Origin of the sequence: Desulfuromonas acetexigens, assembly GCF_900111775.1 — a bacterium.
Taxonomy (GTDB): Bacteria; Desulfobacterota; Desulfuromonadia; order Desulfuromonadales; family Trichloromonadaceae; genus Trichloromonas; species Trichloromonas acetexigens.
In genome coordinates this window covers 144,581-163,727 of sequence record NZ_FOJJ01000038.1, presented here as the reverse complement: position 1 = coordinate 163,727, position 19,147 = coordinate 144,581, and the positions used below count along the sequence as shown (strand labels likewise).

At 60.3% G+C, this 19,147-nt stretch carries 19 protein-coding genes; 12 read left to right on the top strand and 7 right to left on the bottom strand.

What is annotated here, in order from left to right:
- Positions 1-2 precede the first annotated feature (2 nt).
- The 6 genes from ruvB to glpX form a co-directional block, all read right to left on the bottom strand.
- Positions 3-1,040 (bottom strand): Holliday junction branch migration DNA helicase RuvB, encoded by a 1,038-nt coding sequence (gene ruvB, locus BQ4888_RS14400; RefSeq protein WP_092057970.1) that lies wholly within the window; start codon positions 1,038-1,040, stop codon positions 3-5.
- 14 nt (positions 1,041-1,054) lie between these two features.
- Complete coding sequence (gene ruvA, locus BQ4888_RS14395) at positions 1,055-1,654, bottom strand: Holliday junction branch migration protein RuvA (protein ID WP_092057969.1); 600 nt, start codon at positions 1,652-1,654, stop codon at positions 1,055-1,057.
- Positions 1,655-1,700: 46 nt separating this feature from the next.
- Positions 1,701-2,210: a crossover junction endodeoxyribonuclease RuvC gene (gene ruvC / locus BQ4888_RS14390; protein WP_092057968.1), complete on the bottom strand. Its 510-nt coding sequence runs from the start codon at positions 2,208-2,210 to the stop codon at positions 1,701-1,703.
- Positions 2,211-2,304: 94 nt separating this feature from the next.
- The gene (locus tag BQ4888_RS14385) at positions 2,305-3,051 is read right to left on the bottom strand and encodes a YebC/PmpR family DNA-binding transcriptional regulator (RefSeq protein ID WP_092057967.1); all 747 of its coding nucleotides are present in this window, start codon (positions 3,049-3,051) and stop codon (positions 2,305-2,307) included.
- A gap of 140 nt (positions 3,052-3,191) precedes the next feature.
- Positions 3,192-4,028, bottom strand: coding sequence for a cytidylate kinase family protein (locus BQ4888_RS14380; protein WP_092057966.1), 837 nt, complete (start codon positions 4,026-4,028; stop codon positions 3,192-3,194).
- Positions 4,029-4,153: 125 nt separating this feature from the next.
- Positions 4,154-5,107, bottom strand: coding sequence for a class II fructose-bisphosphatase (glpX, locus tag BQ4888_RS14375; protein ID WP_092057965.1), 954 nt, complete (start codon positions 5,105-5,107; stop codon positions 4,154-4,156).
- A 111-nt stretch (positions 5,108-5,218) separates the two neighbouring features.
- Here glpX and BQ4888_RS14370 point away from each other — a divergent pair, with 111 nt between their 5' ends.
- The 5 genes from BQ4888_RS14370 (at position 5,219) to BQ4888_RS14350 (ending at position 8,052) form a co-directional block, all read left to right on the top strand.
- Positions 5,219-5,917 carry a glycerophosphodiester phosphodiesterase gene (locus BQ4888_RS14370; RefSeq protein ID WP_092057964.1) on the top strand — a complete coding sequence of 233 codons (699 nt, stop codon included), beginning with the start codon at positions 5,219-5,221 and terminating at the stop codon, positions 5,915-5,917.
- Between the two features lie 84 nt (positions 5,918-6,001).
- Positions 6,002-6,634 (top strand): HAD family hydrolase, encoded by a 633-nt coding sequence (locus BQ4888_RS14365; protein WP_170232891.1) that lies wholly within the window; start codon positions 6,002-6,004, stop codon positions 6,632-6,634.
- 57 nt (positions 6,635-6,691) lie between these two features.
- Complete coding sequence (locus BQ4888_RS14360; protein ID WP_092057962.1) at positions 6,692-7,042, top strand: type II toxin-antitoxin system RelE/ParE family toxin; 351 nt, start codon at positions 6,692-6,694, stop codon at positions 7,040-7,042.
- A complete protein-coding gene (locus tag BQ4888_RS14355) occupies positions 7,026-7,352 on the top strand; it encodes an addiction module antidote protein (protein ID WP_092057961.1) in 327 nt (108 codons plus the stop codon). Before BQ4888_RS14360 ends, BQ4888_RS14355 begins: the two co-directional genes overlap by 17 nt.
- Positions 7,353-7,509: 157 nt before the next feature.
- Positions 7,510-8,052, top strand: coding sequence for a lipocalin family protein (locus tag BQ4888_RS14350; RefSeq protein ID WP_205748020.1), 543 nt, complete (start codon positions 7,510-7,512; stop codon positions 8,050-8,052).
- A gap of 166 nt (positions 8,053-8,218) precedes the next feature.
- On the opposite strand, the gene queF is transcribed toward BQ4888_RS14350, so the two are convergent.
- Positions 8,219-9,043 carry an NADPH-dependent 7-cyano-7-deazaguanine reductase QueF gene (queF, locus tag BQ4888_RS14345; RefSeq protein ID WP_092057960.1) on the bottom strand — a complete coding sequence of 275 codons (825 nt, stop codon included), beginning with the start codon at positions 9,041-9,043 and terminating at the stop codon, positions 8,219-8,221.
- A 224-nt stretch (positions 9,044-9,267) separates the two neighbouring features.
- Here queF and BQ4888_RS18010 point away from each other — a divergent pair, with 224 nt between their 5' ends.
- From BQ4888_RS18010 to BQ4888_RS14310, 7 genes are all read left to right on the top strand, one after another.
- Positions 9,268-9,699, top strand: coding sequence for a c-type cytochrome (locus BQ4888_RS18010; RefSeq protein ID WP_092057959.1), 432 nt, complete (start codon positions 9,268-9,270; stop codon positions 9,697-9,699).
- Between the two features lie 223 nt (positions 9,700-9,922).
- A complete protein-coding gene (locus tag BQ4888_RS14335; RefSeq protein WP_240746355.1) occupies positions 9,923-11,092 on the top strand; it encodes a class I SAM-dependent methyltransferase in 1,170 nt (389 codons plus the stop codon).
- 129 nt (positions 11,093-11,221) lie between these two features.
- Complete coding sequence (locus BQ4888_RS14330; protein ID WP_092057957.1) at positions 11,222-11,443, top strand: NifU family protein; 222 nt, start codon at positions 11,222-11,224, stop codon at positions 11,441-11,443.
- A gap of 209 nt (positions 11,444-11,652) precedes the next feature.
- A complete protein-coding gene (locus BQ4888_RS14325) occupies positions 11,653-13,722 on the top strand; it encodes a serine protein kinase (protein WP_092057956.1) in 2,070 nt (689 codons plus the stop codon).
- A gap of 134 nt (positions 13,723-13,856) precedes the next feature.
- Positions 13,857-15,035, top strand: coding sequence for a DUF444 family protein (locus BQ4888_RS14320; protein ID WP_240746360.1), 1,179 nt, complete (start codon positions 13,857-13,859; stop codon positions 15,033-15,035).
- Between the two features lie 78 nt (positions 15,036-15,113).
- A complete protein-coding gene (locus BQ4888_RS14315; protein ID WP_092057954.1) occupies positions 15,114-16,772 on the top strand; it encodes a SpoVR family protein in 1,659 nt (552 codons plus the stop codon).
- Between the two features lie 55 nt (positions 16,773-16,827).
- Positions 16,828-19,116 carry a serine protein kinase PrkA gene (locus tag BQ4888_RS14310; protein WP_092057953.1) on the top strand — a complete coding sequence of 763 codons (2,289 nt, stop codon included), beginning with the start codon at positions 16,828-16,830 and terminating at the stop codon, positions 19,114-19,116.
- Positions 19,117-19,147 lie beyond the last annotated feature (31 nt).

The window sequence follows — 19,147 nt, the reverse complement described above, 5'->3', positions numbered from 1 at the left end:
GCTCAGGATGTCTTTTCGGGACTGACAAAGAGCGGCCCGTCCCCTCCTTTGAGGGGACGGTGGAAATGGGTGTAGGCCAGGGGGGTGGCGGTACGCCCTCGGGGGGTGCGGTTGAGGTAGCCCTGTTGCAGCAAAAAGGGCTCGATCACGTCCTCGATGGTATCCTTTTCCTCGCCGATGGCGGCGGCCAGGGTTTCCAGGCCGACCGGTCCGCCGGCAAACTTGTCGATGATGGTCAGCAGGAGCAGCCGGTCCATGTGGTCGAAGCCACGCCGGTCCACTTCCAGCCGCCCCAGGGCCAGATCCGCCAGTTCCTGGGAAATGACGCCGTCCCCCGTGACCTCGGCGAAATCCCGTGCCCGGCGCAGCAGGCGGTTGGCGATGCGCGGCGTCCCCCGGCTGCGGCGGGCGATCTCTGCGGCACCGTCCGCATCCGTCGGAATGCCGAGCAGCCCGGCGCTGCGCCGGACGATGGTGGTCAGCTCCTCGTCCGAATAGAATTCCAGGCGGGCAATGACCCCGAAGCGGTCGCGCAGGGGAGAGGAAAGGAGCCCGGCGCGGGTAGTGGCGCCAACCAGCGTAAAGCGCGGCAGGTCGAGTTTGATGGTGCGCGCCGAAGGGCCCTGGCCGATGATGATATCGAGTTGGTAATCCTCCATGGCCGGGTAGAGGATTTCTTCGACGACCGGCGAGAGGCGGTGGATCTCGTCGATGAAGAGGACGTCGCCGACTTCCAGATTGGTGAGAATCGCCGCCAGATCGCCGGGTTTCTCGATCACCGGCCCCGAGGTGCTTTTGATGTGCACCCCCATTTCGTAAGCGATGATGTTGGCCAGGGTGGTTTTGCCGAGACCCGGTGGACCGAAGAAGAGCACATGGTCGAGGGCCTCCTGACGGTTACGCGCCGCGTCGATGAAGACCTGCAGATTCTCCTTGGCTTTCGACTGACCGACGTATTCCTTGAGGCTGCGGGGGCGCAGACCGTTTTCAAAGGAATTGTCGTCGCCGCTTTCCGTGGCGCTGATGATCCGTTCGCTCATGGGCCGCTTTCACATCATTTGAGGAGAATTTTCAGGGCGCCCTTGAGGACTTCTTCGACCGGGGTGTCGGGGGCCAACTCCAGCGCTTCCAGGGCCTTTCTCGCCTGCGCTTCCTTGTAGCCCAGGTTGATCAGGGCCGACAGGGTATCGTCCAGGGTGTCTGTCGCCCGCGTCGGCGGGGCGCTCGGATAGGCAGTGCCGGCTGCGGCCGCAAGCTTGCCGACCTTTTCCCGCAGTTCCAGAATCAAGCGGTCGGCGGTCTTCTTGCCGATGCCGGGGATTGCCGCCAGGCGCTTGTCGTTCCCCTGGCTCAGGGCCGCACGCAGATCGGCGGCGGGGATGTTGGAGAGGATGTTCACCGCCAGCTTCGGTCCCACCCCCGAAACCGAGAGAAGGAGGATGAAGAGTTCCTTCTCTTCGGCGGTGAGAAAGCCGTAGAGATGGATGGCGTCTTCCTTGACGTAGGTGAAGATGTGCAGTCGCACCTCACCGGCTTCGGGGAGGACGTAGAAACTCGACAGGGGGATCTTCACCCGGTAGCCGACGCCGCCGACGTCGATAATCAGGTGGTCGATCGATTTATAAGCGAGTTTTCCGGTGAGCAGGGCGATCATGGGGACCTGTTGGTAAGGCTGAAGACTGAAGGCTGAAGACCGAAGGCTAACGAGATTTTCCGGCCAGGGCGTTGGCCAGGCGCTGGTTCAGACCGCAACTGTGGGCATGACAGATGGCCACGGCCAGGGCGTCGGCGGCGTCTTCCTGGGCGATTTCCGGCAGGGCGAGGAGGGTGCGGGTCATCTGCTGCACCTGCGCCTTGTCGGCACGGCCGTAGCCGACCACGGCGCTCTTGACCTGCAGGGCCGAATATTCGAAGACCGGCAGGTTCGAGTTGACCCCGGCGAGGAGCGCGCCCCCCCGGGCATGGCCGAGTTTGAGGGCGGAAAGCGCGTTCTTGGCGACGAAGATCTGCTCCACCGCCACTGCTTCCGGGCGATACTCGGTGATGATGCCGAGCAACCCATCGTAGATCTGCTTCAGGCGCAGCGCCAGTTCGTCATCGGAGCGGGTGAAGATGGCGCCGTTGTCGATGTGTCGCAGGCGGCTTCCCTGCTTTTCGATGAGCCCGTAGCCGGTCACGCGGCTGCCCGGGTCGATCCCTAGAATGCGCATAAGTCGAGGCGGAAGACCGAAGACTGAAGGCTGAAGGAGAATCTTGGTTGTTCCCTTTAAGTCTTCAGCCTTCAGTCTTCGGTCTGTTTTCCTCCTACCCCATCATCTTTTCGATATCGTCATCGGAGATGTCGAAGTTGGCGTAGACGTTCTGCACGTCGTCGTTGTCTTCCAGTTTATCCATCATCTTCAGCATCTGCTCGGCCTGCTTGCCTTCCAACGCCACCATCGTCTGCGGGATCATGGTGATTTCGGCGTTGTCCCACTGCAAACCGGCGGCGGCCAGGGCCTCGCGTACCTCGATGAAGTTGACGGGATCGGTGATGACCTCGTAGGCATCTCCCTCATCCTTAACGTCCTCGGCCCCCGCTTCCAGTGCCGCTTCAAAGATGGTATCGAAATCCTTGTCGGTGGTGAAGGAGATCAGCCCCTTGCGGTCGAAGAGGAAGGAGACCGAGCCGTTGACGCCAAGATTGCCGTTGTGCTTGGTGAAAATGTGGCGCACGTCGGCGACCGTGCGGGTGCGGTTGTCGGTCATGAACTCGACGATGACCGCCACGCCGCCGGGACCGTAGCCCTCGAAGGTGCCTTCTTCATAGTTGACACCGTCGAGATCGCCGACCCCTTTTTTGACGGCGCGTTCGATGCTGTCCTTGGGCATGTTTTCGCCCTTGGCCTTGTCGATAGCCGTGCGCAGGCGCGGATTCCCTTCCGGATCGCCGCCGCCGATTTTCGCCGCAACGGTGATTTCCTTGATCAGTTTGGTGAAGACTTTACCCCGCTTGGCGTCCTGAGCGCCTTTGCGGTGCTTGATATTGGCCCATTTGCTATGTCCTGCCATGGTCGTACCCTGCTCCTTGCTGATTCGATTCGTTACAGATCAAGGCCCCGCAGGGCCGGTTTCTCGATTTATGGTGAAATGGATGCAAAAAGCCGGCGGGGTCGCCGGCTTTCGCGAAAATGTTCGAAACTTAGGATTGATCAGTGCTCCCGGGGGTTGGCCTGGAACTGGCGCAACTCCAGGTTGTTGGTCACGCCCTTGATACCGTCGACGCCCGCGACCACGTCGAGGACCGTTTTGAGGTCCTCGCGGCTGTGCAGGTAGCCGTCCAGGGTGACCTGGCCATCGCTGACCCTGACATGGAAATGGTACTGGTGCAGACCGCAGATTGTCCCCTTGGCGAAGAGGGTGGTCTCGATCTTCTTGCGGATGATCAGATCCTGAAGGATCTTCTTGCAGTGATCCTTCCGCTCGTTCAGGTTGCGGTCCTTGATGGCGTCGCAGATGAGCTTGACGGCGGTTTCCTCGGAGAGGCTCAGGGTGTTGATGATGAGATCGTAGGCGAGGGGATCATTCCAGTCGCGGTCGAAATAGTATTTGATGAAGCCGGCGCGCTGCTGGTCAGATTTACGGACCAGCACCCGGGCGAGATCAGGATCGAGCCATTCCCGTTCGGCCCAGCGCTCGACCCGGTCTTCGAAGGGAGCGATGATGCGCACCCGCAGGACGCTGTCGATATCCTTGAGTAGATCCTGGCCGCCGCGCCCGTAGATGATGACATTCCCCTTGAGGGCGTATTCGAGGATGATCAGCTGAATGCGGTGAAAATTGGCCTCGGTCTTCGTATCGACCGTCTGGACGAAGGCCGGCGGCTTTTCGTCGGCGTTTTCCAGCGCCTCGGGGGAAAGCCCGTAGTCGGCGGCAACCTTGCGGATGGCGTCGCCGTCGATCAAGGTGTAACCGAGTTTATCCGCGGCCTTGTGGGCGATGGGGATGCCCGAGCTGCCCATTTCGCGAGAGATTGTGATGATCGCCATTGCTGCTCCTTGCTCTGCCGGGGTGTCCGCAAAATCGGCTTGCCATCATAGCAATTTGAAAAAGGGATGAAAAGCCATAAGTTGCCGTCGGAGGTTTTTCCCGTCGACAATTCCGAGCCAATGGATTAAAGACCCGGTTTGTGCTCGAAATGATGCCGGGCCTCGATGAAACGTACGGTGCGGCTTTTCGAACGCATGACGATGGAGTGGGTAGAGGCGCCCCCGGGGAAATAGCGCACCCCTTTGAGCAGGTCGCCGCTGGTGATGCCGGTGGCGGCGAAGAAGACATCCCCCTTGGCCATGTCGTCGATGCCGTAGACCCGGTCGAAGTCGTTGATCCCCATCCCTTGGGCGCGGTTGCGCTCTTCCTTGCTCATGAAGACCAGACGCCCCTGCATGTCGCCGCCCAGGCACTTGAGGGCCGCCGCTGCCAGCACCCCTTCCGGGGCGCCGCCGATGCCCATGAGCAGGTCGACGCCGCTCTCCTCCACCGCCGCCGCGATGGCCGGGGCGACGTCGCCGTCGCTGATGAGGTGGATGCGGGCGCCGGCCTTGCGGATTTCGGTGACCATGCGCTCGTGCCGGGGGCGGTCGAGGATGACCACGGTCAGCTCCTCCACCCGGCGGCCCTTGGCCTCGGCGACTCGGCGCAGATTGACCGCCGGGGTTTCGTTGATGTCGATGGCGCCTTTCGCCAGGGGGCCGACGACGAGTTTTTCCATATACATATCCGGAGCATGGAGAAAGCCGTCGCGCGGGGCGAGGGCAATGGTGGCGATGGACCCGTTCATCCCTTTGGCGCAGATGCTGGTACCTTCCAGAGGATCGACGGCGATGTCCACCTCCGGTCCGGCGCCGCTGCCGAGCTGCTCACCGATGTAGAGCATCGGCGCTTCGTCCATCTCCCCCTCGCCGATGACCACCGTGCCGTTGATCTCCATCGAGCCGAGGACGCGGCGCATGGCCTCGGTGGCGGCGTCATCCGCCGCGACCTTGTCCCCCTTGCCGACCCAGCGGCTGCTGGCCAGGGCCGCCGCTTCGGTAACGCGTACCAGTTCCAATGCCAGATTGCGATCCATGTAAACCCTCCCTGAGGTCCTTGCGGTATTATTAATCGAGCGGTATCATGGCACGATTGCTCAAGAAAAACAAGATTCGCCAGGTTCGCGCCAGGGGCGCGGGGAGACACGATGGAATTATTCATTTGGGCCCACCGGGGGGCCGCCGCCGATGCGCCGGAGAATACCCTGGTCGCCTTCGCCGCCGCCGAAGCCGCCGGGGCCGACGGCATCGAGCTGGATGTGCATCTGAGCCGCGACGGCGTGCCGGTGGTCATTCACGACGAGCGCGTCGAGCGTACCACCGACGGCCGTGGCGCCGTCGCCGAGTTGCGCCTGGCGGAACTGCGCCGCCTCGATGCCGGAAGCTGGTTTGCCCCGCGTTTTGCCGGTGAGCCGATTCCGGTGCTGGACGAAGTGCTCGACTGGGCCGACGACCGCCTGCGCCTCAATATCGAAATCAAGGACGCCTCGGCCGGGCGCGCGCTGCTCGATCTGCTCCCCCGTTATCCCCGGGCGCGGGTGCTGGTTTCTTCCTTCAATCATCGGCTGCTCGAAAGTCTGCGGCGGGCCGAGCCCCGCTTGCCCCTCGGCTTTCTCTTCGAAGAGGAGGGTTGGCATCGGGTGTTGCGGCGGGCGCTGGCCTGCGGCGCCGAAAGTCTCCATCCCCGGGAGGATTGTGTCAGCCGTCCGCTGCTCGCCGCCTGCAAACGTGCGGGGCTGGCGGTTTACCCCTGGACCCTCGACGATCCCGGCCGCATTCGCGCCCTACGCCGCCTCGGCATCGACGGGCTCTTCACCAACGATCCGCTCGCTGTCGGGCGGCAGTGAAATTGACAGCGCCGGTCGCGCCTGCTAGGCTGGGCCGTCGCGTAACCTGCTTATATGGGAAGGAATTTTTGGATGCTGGGTGATATGAGTCAGGTGCGTTCTATCGTCTTCGATCTCGACGGCACCCTCTATACGGACGACGGTCTCGCCGCCGAGATTCAGACCATGGCCGCGCGGCTGGTGGCCGATTCCCGGGGGGTGGGGCTGAAGGAAGGCCGCGCCCTACTGCGCAAGTCCAAACGGCGTCTGGCCGAAATGCTTGAAGAGGAACCGACGCTGACCCGCACCTGCCAGACCCTGGGCATCGAGGCCGTCGACTTTCATCGCGCCATGCAGACCCAGGTCCGTCCCGAAAACTTCCTCAGTACCGACCCCATTCTGCAAGCCCTGCTCGAATCCCTGGCCGAAGGCTGGGATCTCTATCTCTACACCAACAACAACCTCGCTCTCTCCGAAAAAATCCTCGCCCTGCTCGGGGTCGAAAGCTACTTCAAGCGCCTCTACACCATCGAATTCAACTGGACCCCCAAGCCCGACGTCGACACCCTGCGACGCATTCTTGAAGACATCGGCGGCGAGCCGGAAAGCTTCCTCTTCGTCGGCGACCGCGAATCCGTCGACCTCAAAGCTCCGAGAATGCTAGGCATTCCCACCCTCCTCGTCACCGAAACCGCCGACCTGCTGCGCATTCATCAGTGGTTGGGGATGATTCCGTAATTGGTGGGGCTGTGAGATGGGGCGATTGACAGATTGTAGCTTATAGGTTACATTGATATGCAAACATACCCTTACGATATCGAATATTACATCGACGAAAACGGGAATCGACCCTTCAAGGATTGGCTGGAGGGGATGCGTGATGTTGCCGGCAGGGCGAAGCTTCGTATTCGATTGGATCGGGCCAGGCTTGGCAATTTGGGAGATAACCGCTCTGTTGGTGAAGGGGTAAGGGAACTGCGGGTCGATTTCGGCCCTGGTTATCGTGTGTATTTTGCCCTTGACGGTGCCCATGTTGTTCTCCTTCTTCTGGGGGGAGACAAGTCATCGCAGACGAGGGATATCGCCAAGGCAAAAGAGTATTGGCAGGATTATCAGCGGAGAAGAGACCATGGCCAAGTCCACTGAGTATCAAAAAGACCTGATCGAAGCGCTCAAGGACCCTTGCGAGGCGGCCGCCTATCTGAATGCCGCCATTGAGGAAGGTGAGCGGGAGGTTTTTCTTCTGGCCTTGCGTAATGTCGCCGAGGCCAATGGCGGAATGGGCGCCGTTGCCGCCAGAGCCAACCTGAGCCGGGAAAGTATGTACCGGATGCTTTCCCGCAGAGGAAATCCGGAGATCAAAAGCCTCTTTATGCTGCTCCATTCCATGGGTTTGAAGCTGGCGGTCCAAGCCGAGGCGCCTATTTGTGATGCGGGATGTGACTGTACGCAATAACGATTGCGGATGAAGTTCTGTGCGGGGAGTTTAAGCCGTTAGGGGGGGCAAAGGGCAGGCTTTCAAGTTGTCAAGTTGAAGGGGCCGGGAGCCCCAATATGCCGTTGAAAAATTGACATGACTCATTGCAAGCGTGTTTCAGCACCCGGAGGCTTTTATGATCCGTCTGAAAAAATGGTTTGTCCTGATCGCTACCATGCTGACGGGCTGTGTCGGTATGCCGGATGGGGTCGTGCCGGTCGAGCCCTTTGACCTGGAGCGCTATCTCGGGCGCTGGTATGAAATCGCCCGGCTGGATCACTCCTTCGAGCGGGGCTTGAGCAAGGTGAGCGCGGAATATTCTCTGCGCGAGGATGGCTCGGTTCGCGTTATCAATCGCGGCTACTCCGAGGCCGAGGGGAAGTGGAAGGAAGCGGAAGGCAAGGCGCGTTTTGTGCGCAATCCAACGGAGGGTTTTCTGAAGGTTTCTTTTTTCGGTCCCTTTTACGCCTCCTACATTATCTTCAACCTCGATCAGGAACACTACCGCTACGCCCTGATCAGCGGTCCCGATACCTCCTATCTGTGGATTCTCTCCCGGCAGCCGACACTGGAGCGAGAGACTGTGGATATGCTGATCGAAAAGGCCCGCCAGGCGGGTTTCGATACCAGCGGATTGATTTTTGTCGAGCAGGCGGCGGACTCATCCCCGGTACAATAGGTTTCGCCCGCCTCTATGATCCGGCGAAATCGCGACCGGCGTTCTGGTTGGAATTGATCCGGGAGAAGTTGTGGCGAAGCAAGACCCGACCCCGGTGTTGGGGCCGCGACCCCGGTGTTGGGGCCGCCGCTGCTTTAGAGATCGCGGGGTTGAGAGCGGGTGGGTCTTATTGCCGGGCCAGTCGCCAGTTGGGCGCTTGGGGGGTGTGGGTGCTGCGCCAGGGGTTGATGTCGAGTCCGCCGCGGCGGGTGTAGCGGGCGTAGACGCTCAGTTGCACGGGGCGGCAGCGGCGCAGTACATCGGAGAAGATGCGCTCGACGCACTGCTCATGAAATTCGTTGTGTCGGCGGAAGGAGATCAGGTAGCGCAGCAGGGCGGCGTGATCGATGGCCGGGCCGCGGTAGTGCAGCCAGAGGCTGGCCCAATCCGGTTGTGAGGTGATCAGGCAGTTGCTTTTGAGCAGATGGCTGTAAAGGCGTTCCTCGACTTCGGGGGCATCGGGCAGGCAATACAGCAGATCGCTGTCCACCTGATAACGGTCGACCGTAATGTCGAGATCGTCGAGGCTCTGTCCCGGTAAAGGGACGATCTGCCAGAGTTCCAGGTCGTCCGGGCGGCTCAGGGCCACCGCGACCTCGGCTCCGGCGACGGCGCTCAGGTCGGCGCGCAGTTGTTCGGCCACGGCCACCTCCGTAGCGAAAGGCGTCTGGTTGTAGCTGTTGAGATAGAGCTTGAGGGATTTGGATTCGATCAGGTTGGGGCTGTGACAGGGGATGCGCAGCTGCAGCAGCGCCACGACCGGCTTGCCTTTGGGATTGAGCCACGAGAGTTCGTAGCCGTTCCACTGATCCTCACCGACAAAGGGCAGGGGTTCGCCAAGGCCAAGTTCCTGCCGCTTGAGACTGCGCGGTACCGGGCAGAGCAGGCGGTTGTCATAGCGATCGGTATATTGGGTCGGTTGTCCGAGCGGCAGCTGATCCAGTGGCGTCATGATGTGTCCTTGTGGCGCGGCGGCCAGGCCAAGAGGTGTTGTCGGAAGTTGGTCGGCGGGATGGCGAGGCGAAGATGCCTTGTGTTTATAGTCGAACGGTTTTTTCGTCAAGGGGAATTTCCGGCCACTTGCTTGGCAACTCCTTTCGCAACACCGTTCTTGTTATTCCTTCCCCCCTCATGTAAAATTCAAACTCACATTACGTTTGCGCAAGAGGTTGAAAAATGTTCCGACTTTTCCTGAGGGTTTTTTTGATGCTATTCAACGGTCGCACTCTCCTGACGATCATCTCTCCAGCCCTCCTTTTGGGCCTTTTGCTCGGCTGCGATCAAGATTCCCGCCGGAATGTAACTCAACAACCCCCACCGCCGGCCACTGCTGCGCCCGCCGGCTCAACCGATCTTGAGCTTTTCAGAGAGGGGGCGGTTCTGTTTTCCGACCTTTGCACCTCCTGCCATGGATCGGGCGGAAACGGTCGCGGAAGCCGAAGGGGCCCATCGCTCCAGCGTTCGGAATTGACCTATGGCAATTCCCGGGAAGAGATCATCGAGAGTATCCGTAAGGGTCGACCGGGTGGCATGCCCTCTTACGGGCATGTGTTTGACGATCGACAGCTTGAGGCCTTGAGCCGATATATTATCAGTTTGAAACCGTGAAAGAGGTGGAGGTTGTCGTTTGCAAAGCGTATTTTCTTCGCAATAACGTAACGCGTATCCCCTATCTTACGACGGATGGCAGGGCGCGTCTTTCGCCCGGAGGCGCTACCGCCCCGATCATTCCCATCGTTATCCGGAAATTCTTCACAACTCCGTTCTTGTCATCCCTTCCCCCCTCATGTAAAATCCCGGCTTTAATTACGTTTACCAAGGGTGTTTAGCAATGAACGAACCAATGTCCGTGGCCGGTCGGCCGGAGCTGGAAGCCTTTATCCGTGAGCGGATCGACGCCGGCGGCGGGATCACCTTCGCCGAATTCATGGGCCACTGTCTCTATCATCCCGAATACGGCTATTACATGGCCCCCCGCGACCGCATCGGCAAGGGGGGGGATTTCTTTACCTCGACCAGCGTCCATTCGGCCTTCGGTCGGCTGATTTGCCGGCAGCTGGAGGAGATGTGGCACCTGCTCGGCAAAGGGCCTTTCACCATCGCCGAACAGGGGGCGGGGGAGGGGCATCTGTGTCTCGACATTCTCGACGCGGCCGCCGCCGAGCATCCGGAGTTTTATCAGGCCCTGCAGTACGCCCTGGTGGAGATCAGTCCCGATCATCAGCAGCGGCAGAAGACCCTGCTCGCCAAGCACGAGGCGCATCTGCGCTGGTGCACGCTGGATGAGCTGGCGGGGATGGAAGGCTGCTTTCTCACCAACGAGCTGGTCGATGCCTTCCCCGTGCATCTGGTGGAGCAGCGGGACGGTCGCCTGCAAGAGATCTATGTTGTCGACCGGGAGGGCGCTTTCGTCGAGGAGCTGCGCGCCCCGTCCACGCCCGAAATCGAGGCGCATCTTGCCGGGCTGGGGGTGACTCTGATCGACGGGCAGCGCACCGAAGTCAATCTCGAGGCGCCGCGCTGGATGGCCCGGGTCGGCGCCGTCCTCAAGCGCGGCTTCGTCATCACCATCGATTACGGCTATCCGGCGGCGGATCGCTACGCCCCCTGGCGCCAGGGCGGCACCCTGATGTGCTACCACCGCCATACCTCCAACGAAAATCCCTACCAGGGGGTCGGCAATCAGGACATCACCGCCCATATCGATTTCACCACCTTGGAGCGGGTGGGGAAAGAGCAGGGGCTGACGCCGTTCTTTTTCGGCGAGCAGTGCCGCTTTCTCATCGGCCTCGGCTTTGTCGACGTGCTGGTCGAGATGGAGGCCCACGCCGCCGATGAAAAAGAGGCGCGGGTCTTGCGCCTGACCCTGAAGAATCTGATCATGCCCGACGGCGGCATGGGCGATACCTTCAAGGTGCTGGTGCAGGGCAAGGAAGTCGGCGAGCCGAAGCTGCTCTGCGCGCGGAGTCTGGCAGAGTTGCCGTTGCCGCCGATGTTCTAGGGGGCGGGCCGATGAAAAACGCCCATCTTTGATCAGTCCGGATATCGAGAAAGAATTTACGGAAGTGTTGTTTTCAAGCGCCCCGTCAGGGGATTTTTTTCAGTGATTTAAGACCAGAGGAGAATTTCGATGAAACAGAAAGTGCAAGAGGCTTTGAACCTGGTACGTCCCGCTCTGCAGGCCGACGGTGGCGATGTGGAACTGATCGACGTGACCGAAGACGGCATCGTCAAAGTGCGTCTGCAAGGTGCCTGCGGGTCCTGTCCGATGTCGACCATGACCCTGAAAATGGGGATCGAGCGCACCCTGAAAGAGAAGGTGCCCGGGGTCAAGGAAGTGGTTCAGGCCTGATTTCCTGCCCGAAAAATTGACGATGTCCCACGAAGAGGAGCCCTGGCGGCTCCTCTTCGCGTTTATGCGTGCTGTTACGGAAAAAAAGTCTTTCCCACTTTCCAAACCGATTTCCTCTAGTAACATAATTAAGGCCAGTTTAGTCGTATGCAGAAGCTAATGAGATTGGCCTTTGATAATAGCCAACTGAACAACGGGGGATAGGCGAAATGACCAACCGAAAAAACAAAGGGGAGCCGGGTTCGCTGCTGCATCACCTGCAAGCGGTCAAGGACGGAACGCGCCGTTTCGAGAACGCCTTTCAGGGCGTGGCCCGCATGATTCTTGAAAAGCCCATCGAAAAGGTCGTGGTCAACGGCAAGACCACCTACGACTTCCAGATCTTCCGCGAGGGGCGCAAGCACGTCATCGGCATGTACGACGAGATCAACAGTTTCGTCTCCTTCGTCAAAGATGCCGCCGAGGGCGGTTCGTCGAAAGAGATGGCCTTTGTCCTGGTCGGCGAACCGGGCAATGGCAAGACTTACTTCGTCGAGTTTCTCTGTGGCAAGTACCGCGAGTTCATCGCCCGGGAGGAAAACCGCAAATATACCTTCCAGTTCGTCGGCCTCGATAAGTTGGGGAGCTACGGGCGGATCGGCGTGATCGAATCGCAGACCTACGAAGATCCCCTGATCCTGGCCATGAATCTCTTCGACAGCCCGGCCGAAACCCGCGAATTTCTTGCCCGCCAGGGTTTTTCCGATAAAGCCCTCGACGATCTTTATCTCAACTATCGCCCCCTGGGGGCGTGCAGCGCCTATATCTGGAACGATCTGCGTACCCATGCCGGTGGCGATCTCGACGCCATGCTCGGCTTCATCAAGGTGGTGCCGGTCCCGCTGACCGAAAGCCTCGGCACCGTCACCGGCAAGTACGCCGCCAAGGACAAGATCACCTCCAGCGCCGTCGACCTGCTCGGCGAGGAGTCGATCCAGCGCCTGCTCCATATCAGCGACACCAACAACCCCTACCGTTTCGACTTGCGGCGCGGCGCCCTGGCGCGGGTGGCGGGGGGCGGCATCCACTTCTCCGACGAAATCTATAAGAACAAGAAGGACCTGGTGCAGGTCTACCTCGGCGTCATCCAGAACCGGGTGATCGAGATCGATGGCTACCGCTGGCCCATCGATTCCCTCATCATCGCCACCAGCAACAACGCCGAATTCAACCGCTTTCTCGCCGAGAAGGAAGAGGCGCCCATCGTCGACCGCTGCCGCATCTGCTACGTTTCCCACAACACCAATTACCGCATGCAGAAGCACCTGACCGCCTACGCCATCGGCAGCGACACCAAGACCACCCTGACCCGCGAGGACCTCCATCAGGATCCGAATCTCAACTACGCCGCCTCTATCGGCGTAATCCTCTCGCGGCTGCCCCACTCGGAAAAACTGACGCCGGTGGAAACGATGAAGCTGGCGGCCGGCGAGGTGGCCGGCGAGAAGAGCCTCAAGGCTCTGGCCGAGGTGATCGACAAGCTCAATCAGGACCCCGACATCACCAAGCGTTTCGGCCAGCGCGGCCTCGGCCAGCGCAACCTCGGGCGGGCGATCCAGCTGCTGGTAGAGAGTTCCGAGACCAACGAGGGGCGTTGCATGGTTGCCTACGACGTCTTTGGCGCCATCGAGCGGGTGATTCTCGACTACGTCGCCGACGCCCACGACCGGGCCAAGTATCTGGAGGATCTCAAGGTCGCCCGGGGCCTCTACCGGGAACGGGTGATGACCGAAATGTTCAACGCCTACATGGACGAGCCCTACGCCATCCGCAAGGACGTGATGAACTACGTCAACACCATCATCGGCATCGACGCCGAGAACCTCGGGCCGGACAAAATGTGGAAGTACAAGGATCCCCAGACCGGCGAGCTGCGGGCGCTGAAGATCGATGAACGTTACGTGCACAACGTCGAGGACCGCCTCGGTCTGAAAACCGAGGAGCAGCGCGACGCCTTTCGCACCTCGGTACGCAAGATCTACGGGCAGAAGATCTCCGTCGATCCCAATTACGATTTCATGGATAACCTCGAACTGGTCAAGGCGGTCACCGACGTGCGCCTCAAGTCGGATATCGCCGGCGCCGGCAGCCTGATCGGGGCGCTGGCCAACCGCACCAACGAGGAAAACCAGAAGCTCTACGACCGCATGATCGACACCATGCTGGGCAAACTCGGCTACTGCCGCACCTGCGCCCAGAAGACGATCGAGTATTTCTGTACCCAGGAGGATGAGGGGTAGGGCGCATGAGCGGCGATTTCGGAAAGAAAAATCCCCTGGCGCCGCCCCTCGCGGTCGCTCCGGAGGAAGGGCGACGCTGGCGGAAGTGGCTGGCCGAGGCCGTGATTTGCGCCCTGCCGGGCGCGGCCGCCGGCATGGCCTCCCATGCCCTGCGCGCCCGTTCCCTCGACCAGTTGCTGGAGCGTGACAAGCGCCGGGAGGAGGACGGCTTTCCCCGCAAGATCCGCGTTGGGCGCATGATCCGACCCGGCCGGGGCGGGGACGACAAGGTCGTGGTGGTGCCGACCACCGTCGAAGAGAAGCTGATGCACGATCCGACCTTCCAGCCGCCGGAAGAGGGGGCGCCGGACGGCGGTTCCGGCGAGGGCGAGGAAGGCGAGGTCATCGGCGAGGCGCCGGTACGGCCCGCGCCGGGCGAGGGGGAGGGCGGAGCTGGGCAGGGCGGAGGCGGCGGCCACGAGATCGAGTCGAGCGCCTACGATCTCGGGCGCATCCTTTCCGAGCAGTTCGCCCTTCCCAACCTGCGCGACAAGGGGAAAAAGCGCGCGCTCTCCCGCTACGTCTACGATCTCACCGACCGCAATCGCGGCTTCGGCCAGATCCTCGACAAGAAGGCGACCTTGCGCAGCGTGCTCAAGACCAACCTCGCCTTGGGCAATATCCCCGACGTAGAGAACATCGACACCACCGGCCTGCTGATCGCCCCCAACGACAAAATCTATCGGGTCCTGTCCCGGGAGAAGGATTACGAATCCCAGGCCCTGGTCTTCTTCCTCCGCGACTATTCCGGTTCCATGGCCGGCAAGTCCACCGACATTGTCGTGACCCAGCATGTGCTCATCTACAGCTGGCTGCTCTACCAGTACGAAAAGCAGGTGGAGACGCGCTTTATTCTGCATGACGTCGATGCCCGCGAGGTGCCGGACTTCTACAGCTACTACAACTCGAAGGTGGCGGGGGGGACGAAGGTGGCCTCGGCCTACCGCATGGTCAACGAAATCGTCGATAAAGAAAGTCTGGCCAAGGATTACAACATCTACGTCTTCCACGGCACCGACGGCGACGACTGGGATTCCACCGGCGCCGAGGCGCTCGAAGAGTTGAAGAAGATGCTCGGCTACGTCAGCCGCATCGGCATCACCGTCGCCGAGCACTACAGCACCCAGAGCACCAGCGGCTCGACCGAGGTGCAGCGCTACCTGCGCTCTTCCGGTCTGCTCGAAGCCCATCCCGAGCTGCTCCGGCTCGACGTCATGGGCGAGGACGCCCAGGAGCCGCGCCTGATCGAGGGGATCAAAACGCTGATTTCTTGAAAGGAAAAAGGAGCGAGGAACCAGGAACGAGGAATCGATTTTCCTCGATCCTTTTTCCTTTATCCTCGGGCCTGACCTATGCAACTCATCGACCAGCATACCAAGAGGATCATGGAGGGCTGCAAGGAGCGGGCGCGGTCGGCCGGGCTGCGTTTCGACAACGAGACCCTCGAATATATCGTGACCAATCGCGATCTGCTTGAACTCTCGCCCAAGGTCATGATTCCGACCCTGTACGACTACTGGGTGCAGGATGTGGAGGTGCTCAAGGAGAAGGGGCGCTACGAACTCTATCCCGGTAATCCCTACGAGACGGTCATCAACACCCGCCCGGCCATTTCCTTCTACAACGACAACAATCCCGATTGGCTCAACGTGATGATTTTCTATCACGTTCTCGGCCACATCGATTTCTTCCAGAACAACAGCTTCTTCCAGCACACCTGGAATTTCGACCTGACCGGCCGGGCGCTGGCTGACAAGCGCCTGATCAACCGCCTGCGTTCCGAAAAGGGGCGGTGGGTCGATTACGTCATCGAATTCTCCCGGGGGATCGACAATCTGGTCGGCTACTACGACGACTTGGCGCGGGCTGACGGCCCCGCCGCCGGCAGCGGCTCAACCCGGGTCGACTATTATTTCGACGTCTTTCTGCAGAACCGCAGCAAGGCCAAAATCAGCTTCTACGTCAAGGAGATCGAACGTTACAACCAGTGCCGGCGCGAGTTCGGCAGCCAGTGCGAGGCGGCCTTTTTCGCCGAGGTGGCGAGCCGCCATCCCGAGTTCGAGGCCCTTTACGAGAAGAGCCGCCGCGCCCCCGCCCCCCGGCGGCGGGATCTGCTGCAATATCTGATGGACCACTCCCCCTTTCTCAACAAGGAAGAAAACCGCTGGATGAAGTCGGTGATGGAGGTGGTGCGTTCGACCTCCGTCTACTTCCAGCCGCAGATCCGCACCAAGATCATGAACGAGGGTTGGGCCAGCTACTGGCACGAAAAGCTCTTCATGGAGGATGAGCGCATCAGCGGTCACGAAATCGAGTTCGCCCGCGCCCACGCTGGTGTGACGGCGATGCCGCGGGTAGGGATGAACCCCTACGCCCTGGGCATGCGCCTCTTCCAGTATCTGGAGGAAATGGCCGACAAGGGGCGGATGAGTTACGACTTCGAGCGCCTGCGCGACAGCCATGAGCGGGAAAGCTTCAATGCCGGACTCGGCGCCGGCAAACAGACGATCTTCGCCATCCGCGAGAATCTCAGCGATTTTCTCTTCATCAACCGCTTCATCGACCAGGATTTCGTCGACCGCTACCGGCTCTTCGTCGCCGACCGGCGTCTGAACCGCGAGCGCGGCACCTGGGAGATCTACGTCAAGAGCCGCAAGGCCGAGGACTACCGGAAAATGGTCCTCGACAGTCTCTACCACCCGCCGGCGATCGAGGTGGTTAAAGGGGAATCCGGCGAAACCCTGAAGCTCGATCATCGCTTCGAGGGGAAGCCGCTGATCGGGGAATATCTGTCTAATACCCTGATGGGGATCGAATTTCTCTGGGGCGCGCCGGTGCAACTGGAGACCAGCGAGGTCGAACGGGAGCGGCCCTCCGAGGTGGATGGCGGTTGGGGGCCGGCGACGGCGCCGGAGCCGGAAACCCCGCGCAAGCTGCGCTGGCAGCGGGTCAGTTACACCATGAAGGACCGTCAGCTCAGCCGTTACGTGCTGGGCGCGGTCGAGGCCTGAGCCGCGAGGTTGAGGCGTCTCCGAAAAATCTAGCGCGAGCGCACGGGATAGGGTTATGGATCGTATCGAAAAGGCACTGGATCTGGTCGTCAAACGCATGAGCGAGTGGGAGCCCCTCGCGCCCATGCCCTTCGAGGAGTTTCTCAAAGTGTTGACCGAGCAGCCCGACCGGGTGCTGCGCAACGCCTTTCAGATCTTTCACGATCTGGTGAAGAGTCACGTCGCGGAAGGTCTCGACGAATACCCCAACGATCCTGAATCGATCCATTACATGCATTACAACTGCTCCAAGCTCTTCGTCGAGGGGACGGACAACCCCTTCTTCGCCGACCGTCTTTTCGCCAACCGCCTCGTTTCCCTGGTCGAATCGCTCAAGCGTGGCGCCCAGCAGAACAAGATCTACATCTTCGAAGGTCCGCCGGGGAGCGGCAAGAGTACCTTTCTCAACAATCTGCTGCTCAAGTTCGAGCGCTACGCCAACACCGCCGAAGGGCGGCGCTACGAGGTGGTCTGGCGCCTGAGCCGGAAGAATCTCGCCAGCATCCCGGCGCGCAACGCCGATCACTTTCTCGACAAGCTCTCCCATCTGCTTGACGAATACGAATTCGGCCAGAACGAGCTGATCGAGACCAAGGAGGCGATGTACGCTTCCGAGGATTACGTCGAGGTCCCCTGTCCCAGCCACGACAACCCGATCCTGATGATCCCCAAGTCCCTGCGTCGCGAATTTTTCGAGCAACTCTTCGACGATCCCGCCACCCGGGAGCGGCTGCTGACGGACAAGGAATTCGAATGGGTCTTTCGCGGCACCCCCTGCACCATCTGCCGTTCCCTCTACCTGGCCCTGTTAGAGAAGGTCGGCAATCCCCTCGATGTCTACCGCATGATCTTCGCCCGACCCTATCAGTTCAGCCGCAGTCTCGGCGAGGGGATCAGCGTCTTCACCCCCGGCGACAAGCCGGTCAAGCAGAACATCCTGACCAACGACATTCTGCAGAACCGCATCAATACCCTGCTGCGCGACAGCAACAAGGTCAAGTACCTCTTCTCCCGCTACGCCAAAACCAACAATGGCATCTATGCCCTGATGGACATCAAGTCGCACAACACCGAACGCTTGATCGAATTGCACAACATTATCAGCGAAGGGCTGCATAAGGTCGAAGACACGGAGGAAAACGTCAATTCCCTTTTCATCGCCCTGATGAATCCCGAGGACAAACAGAATATCCAGGGCTTCCAATCGTTTCTCGACCGCATCGAATATATCAAGGTGCCCTATGTCCTCGACCTCAACACCGAGGTGGAGATCTACCGCAACACATTCGGTACCCATATCGACAACAGCTTCCTCCCCCGGGTGCTGCACAACTTCGCCCGGGTCATCATCTCGACGCGGCTGAAGAGCCACAGCCCGGCCATGAGCGAGTGGATCGCCCATCCGGTCAAGTACCGCCACTACTGCGACGACAACCTGATGTTGCTGAAGATGGAGATCTATACCGGCAACATTCCCAAGTGGCTCGACGACGAGGATGTCAAGCGCCTCACCGCCAAGCGCCGACGCAACATCATCGCCGAATCGGAGCTGGAAGGGGACAAGGGCCTCTCCGGGCGGGATTCCCTGAAGATTTTCAACGACTTCTTCTCGACCTACGCGCGCAAGGACAAGCTCATCGATATGTCGATCCTGGTGAAATACTTTACCAAGGTGCGCACCGACCTGGCGACGGTGGTGACCGAAAGCATCCTCGATTCGCTGACGCGCATGTACGACTACACGGTGCTGCAAGAGGTCAAGGAATCCCTCTATTCTTACAACGAGGAGCAGATTTCCCGGGACATCCGCAACTACCTCTTCGCCGTCAACTTCAAGCTCGGATCCAAGGAGGTCTGCACCTTCACCGGCGAGAAGCTGGAAATCACCGAAGAACTTCTTGCCGGCATTGAAAGCCGCCTGCTCGGCTCCGGCGCGAGCAGCGACAGCCGCCACCTTTTCCGCAAGGACGTGCAGAAGGAATACACAGTCAAGGCCCTGACCCAGGAAATGATGCTCGAAGGGCGCAAGATCATCGAGACCAGCCTCTATCAGACCCTGCGCGAGCGCTACATCCACAATCTCAAGGAGCGCGTCCTCGACCCCTTCCTCGAAAACGAAAATTTCCGTCGGGCGATCAAGGATTTCGGCAAGGAGGATTTCAAGACCTACGACCAGCGCATCCGCGATGACGTCACCTTTCTCATCACCAACCTCTGCGCCCGCTACCAGTACACCCGTCACGGCGCCAAGGAAGTCTGCATCTACGTCATCGACAACGACATTGCCCGCCAGTTCGCCGCCTGATTCGCTCCCTCCGCGACCTTCCCGCGACCGT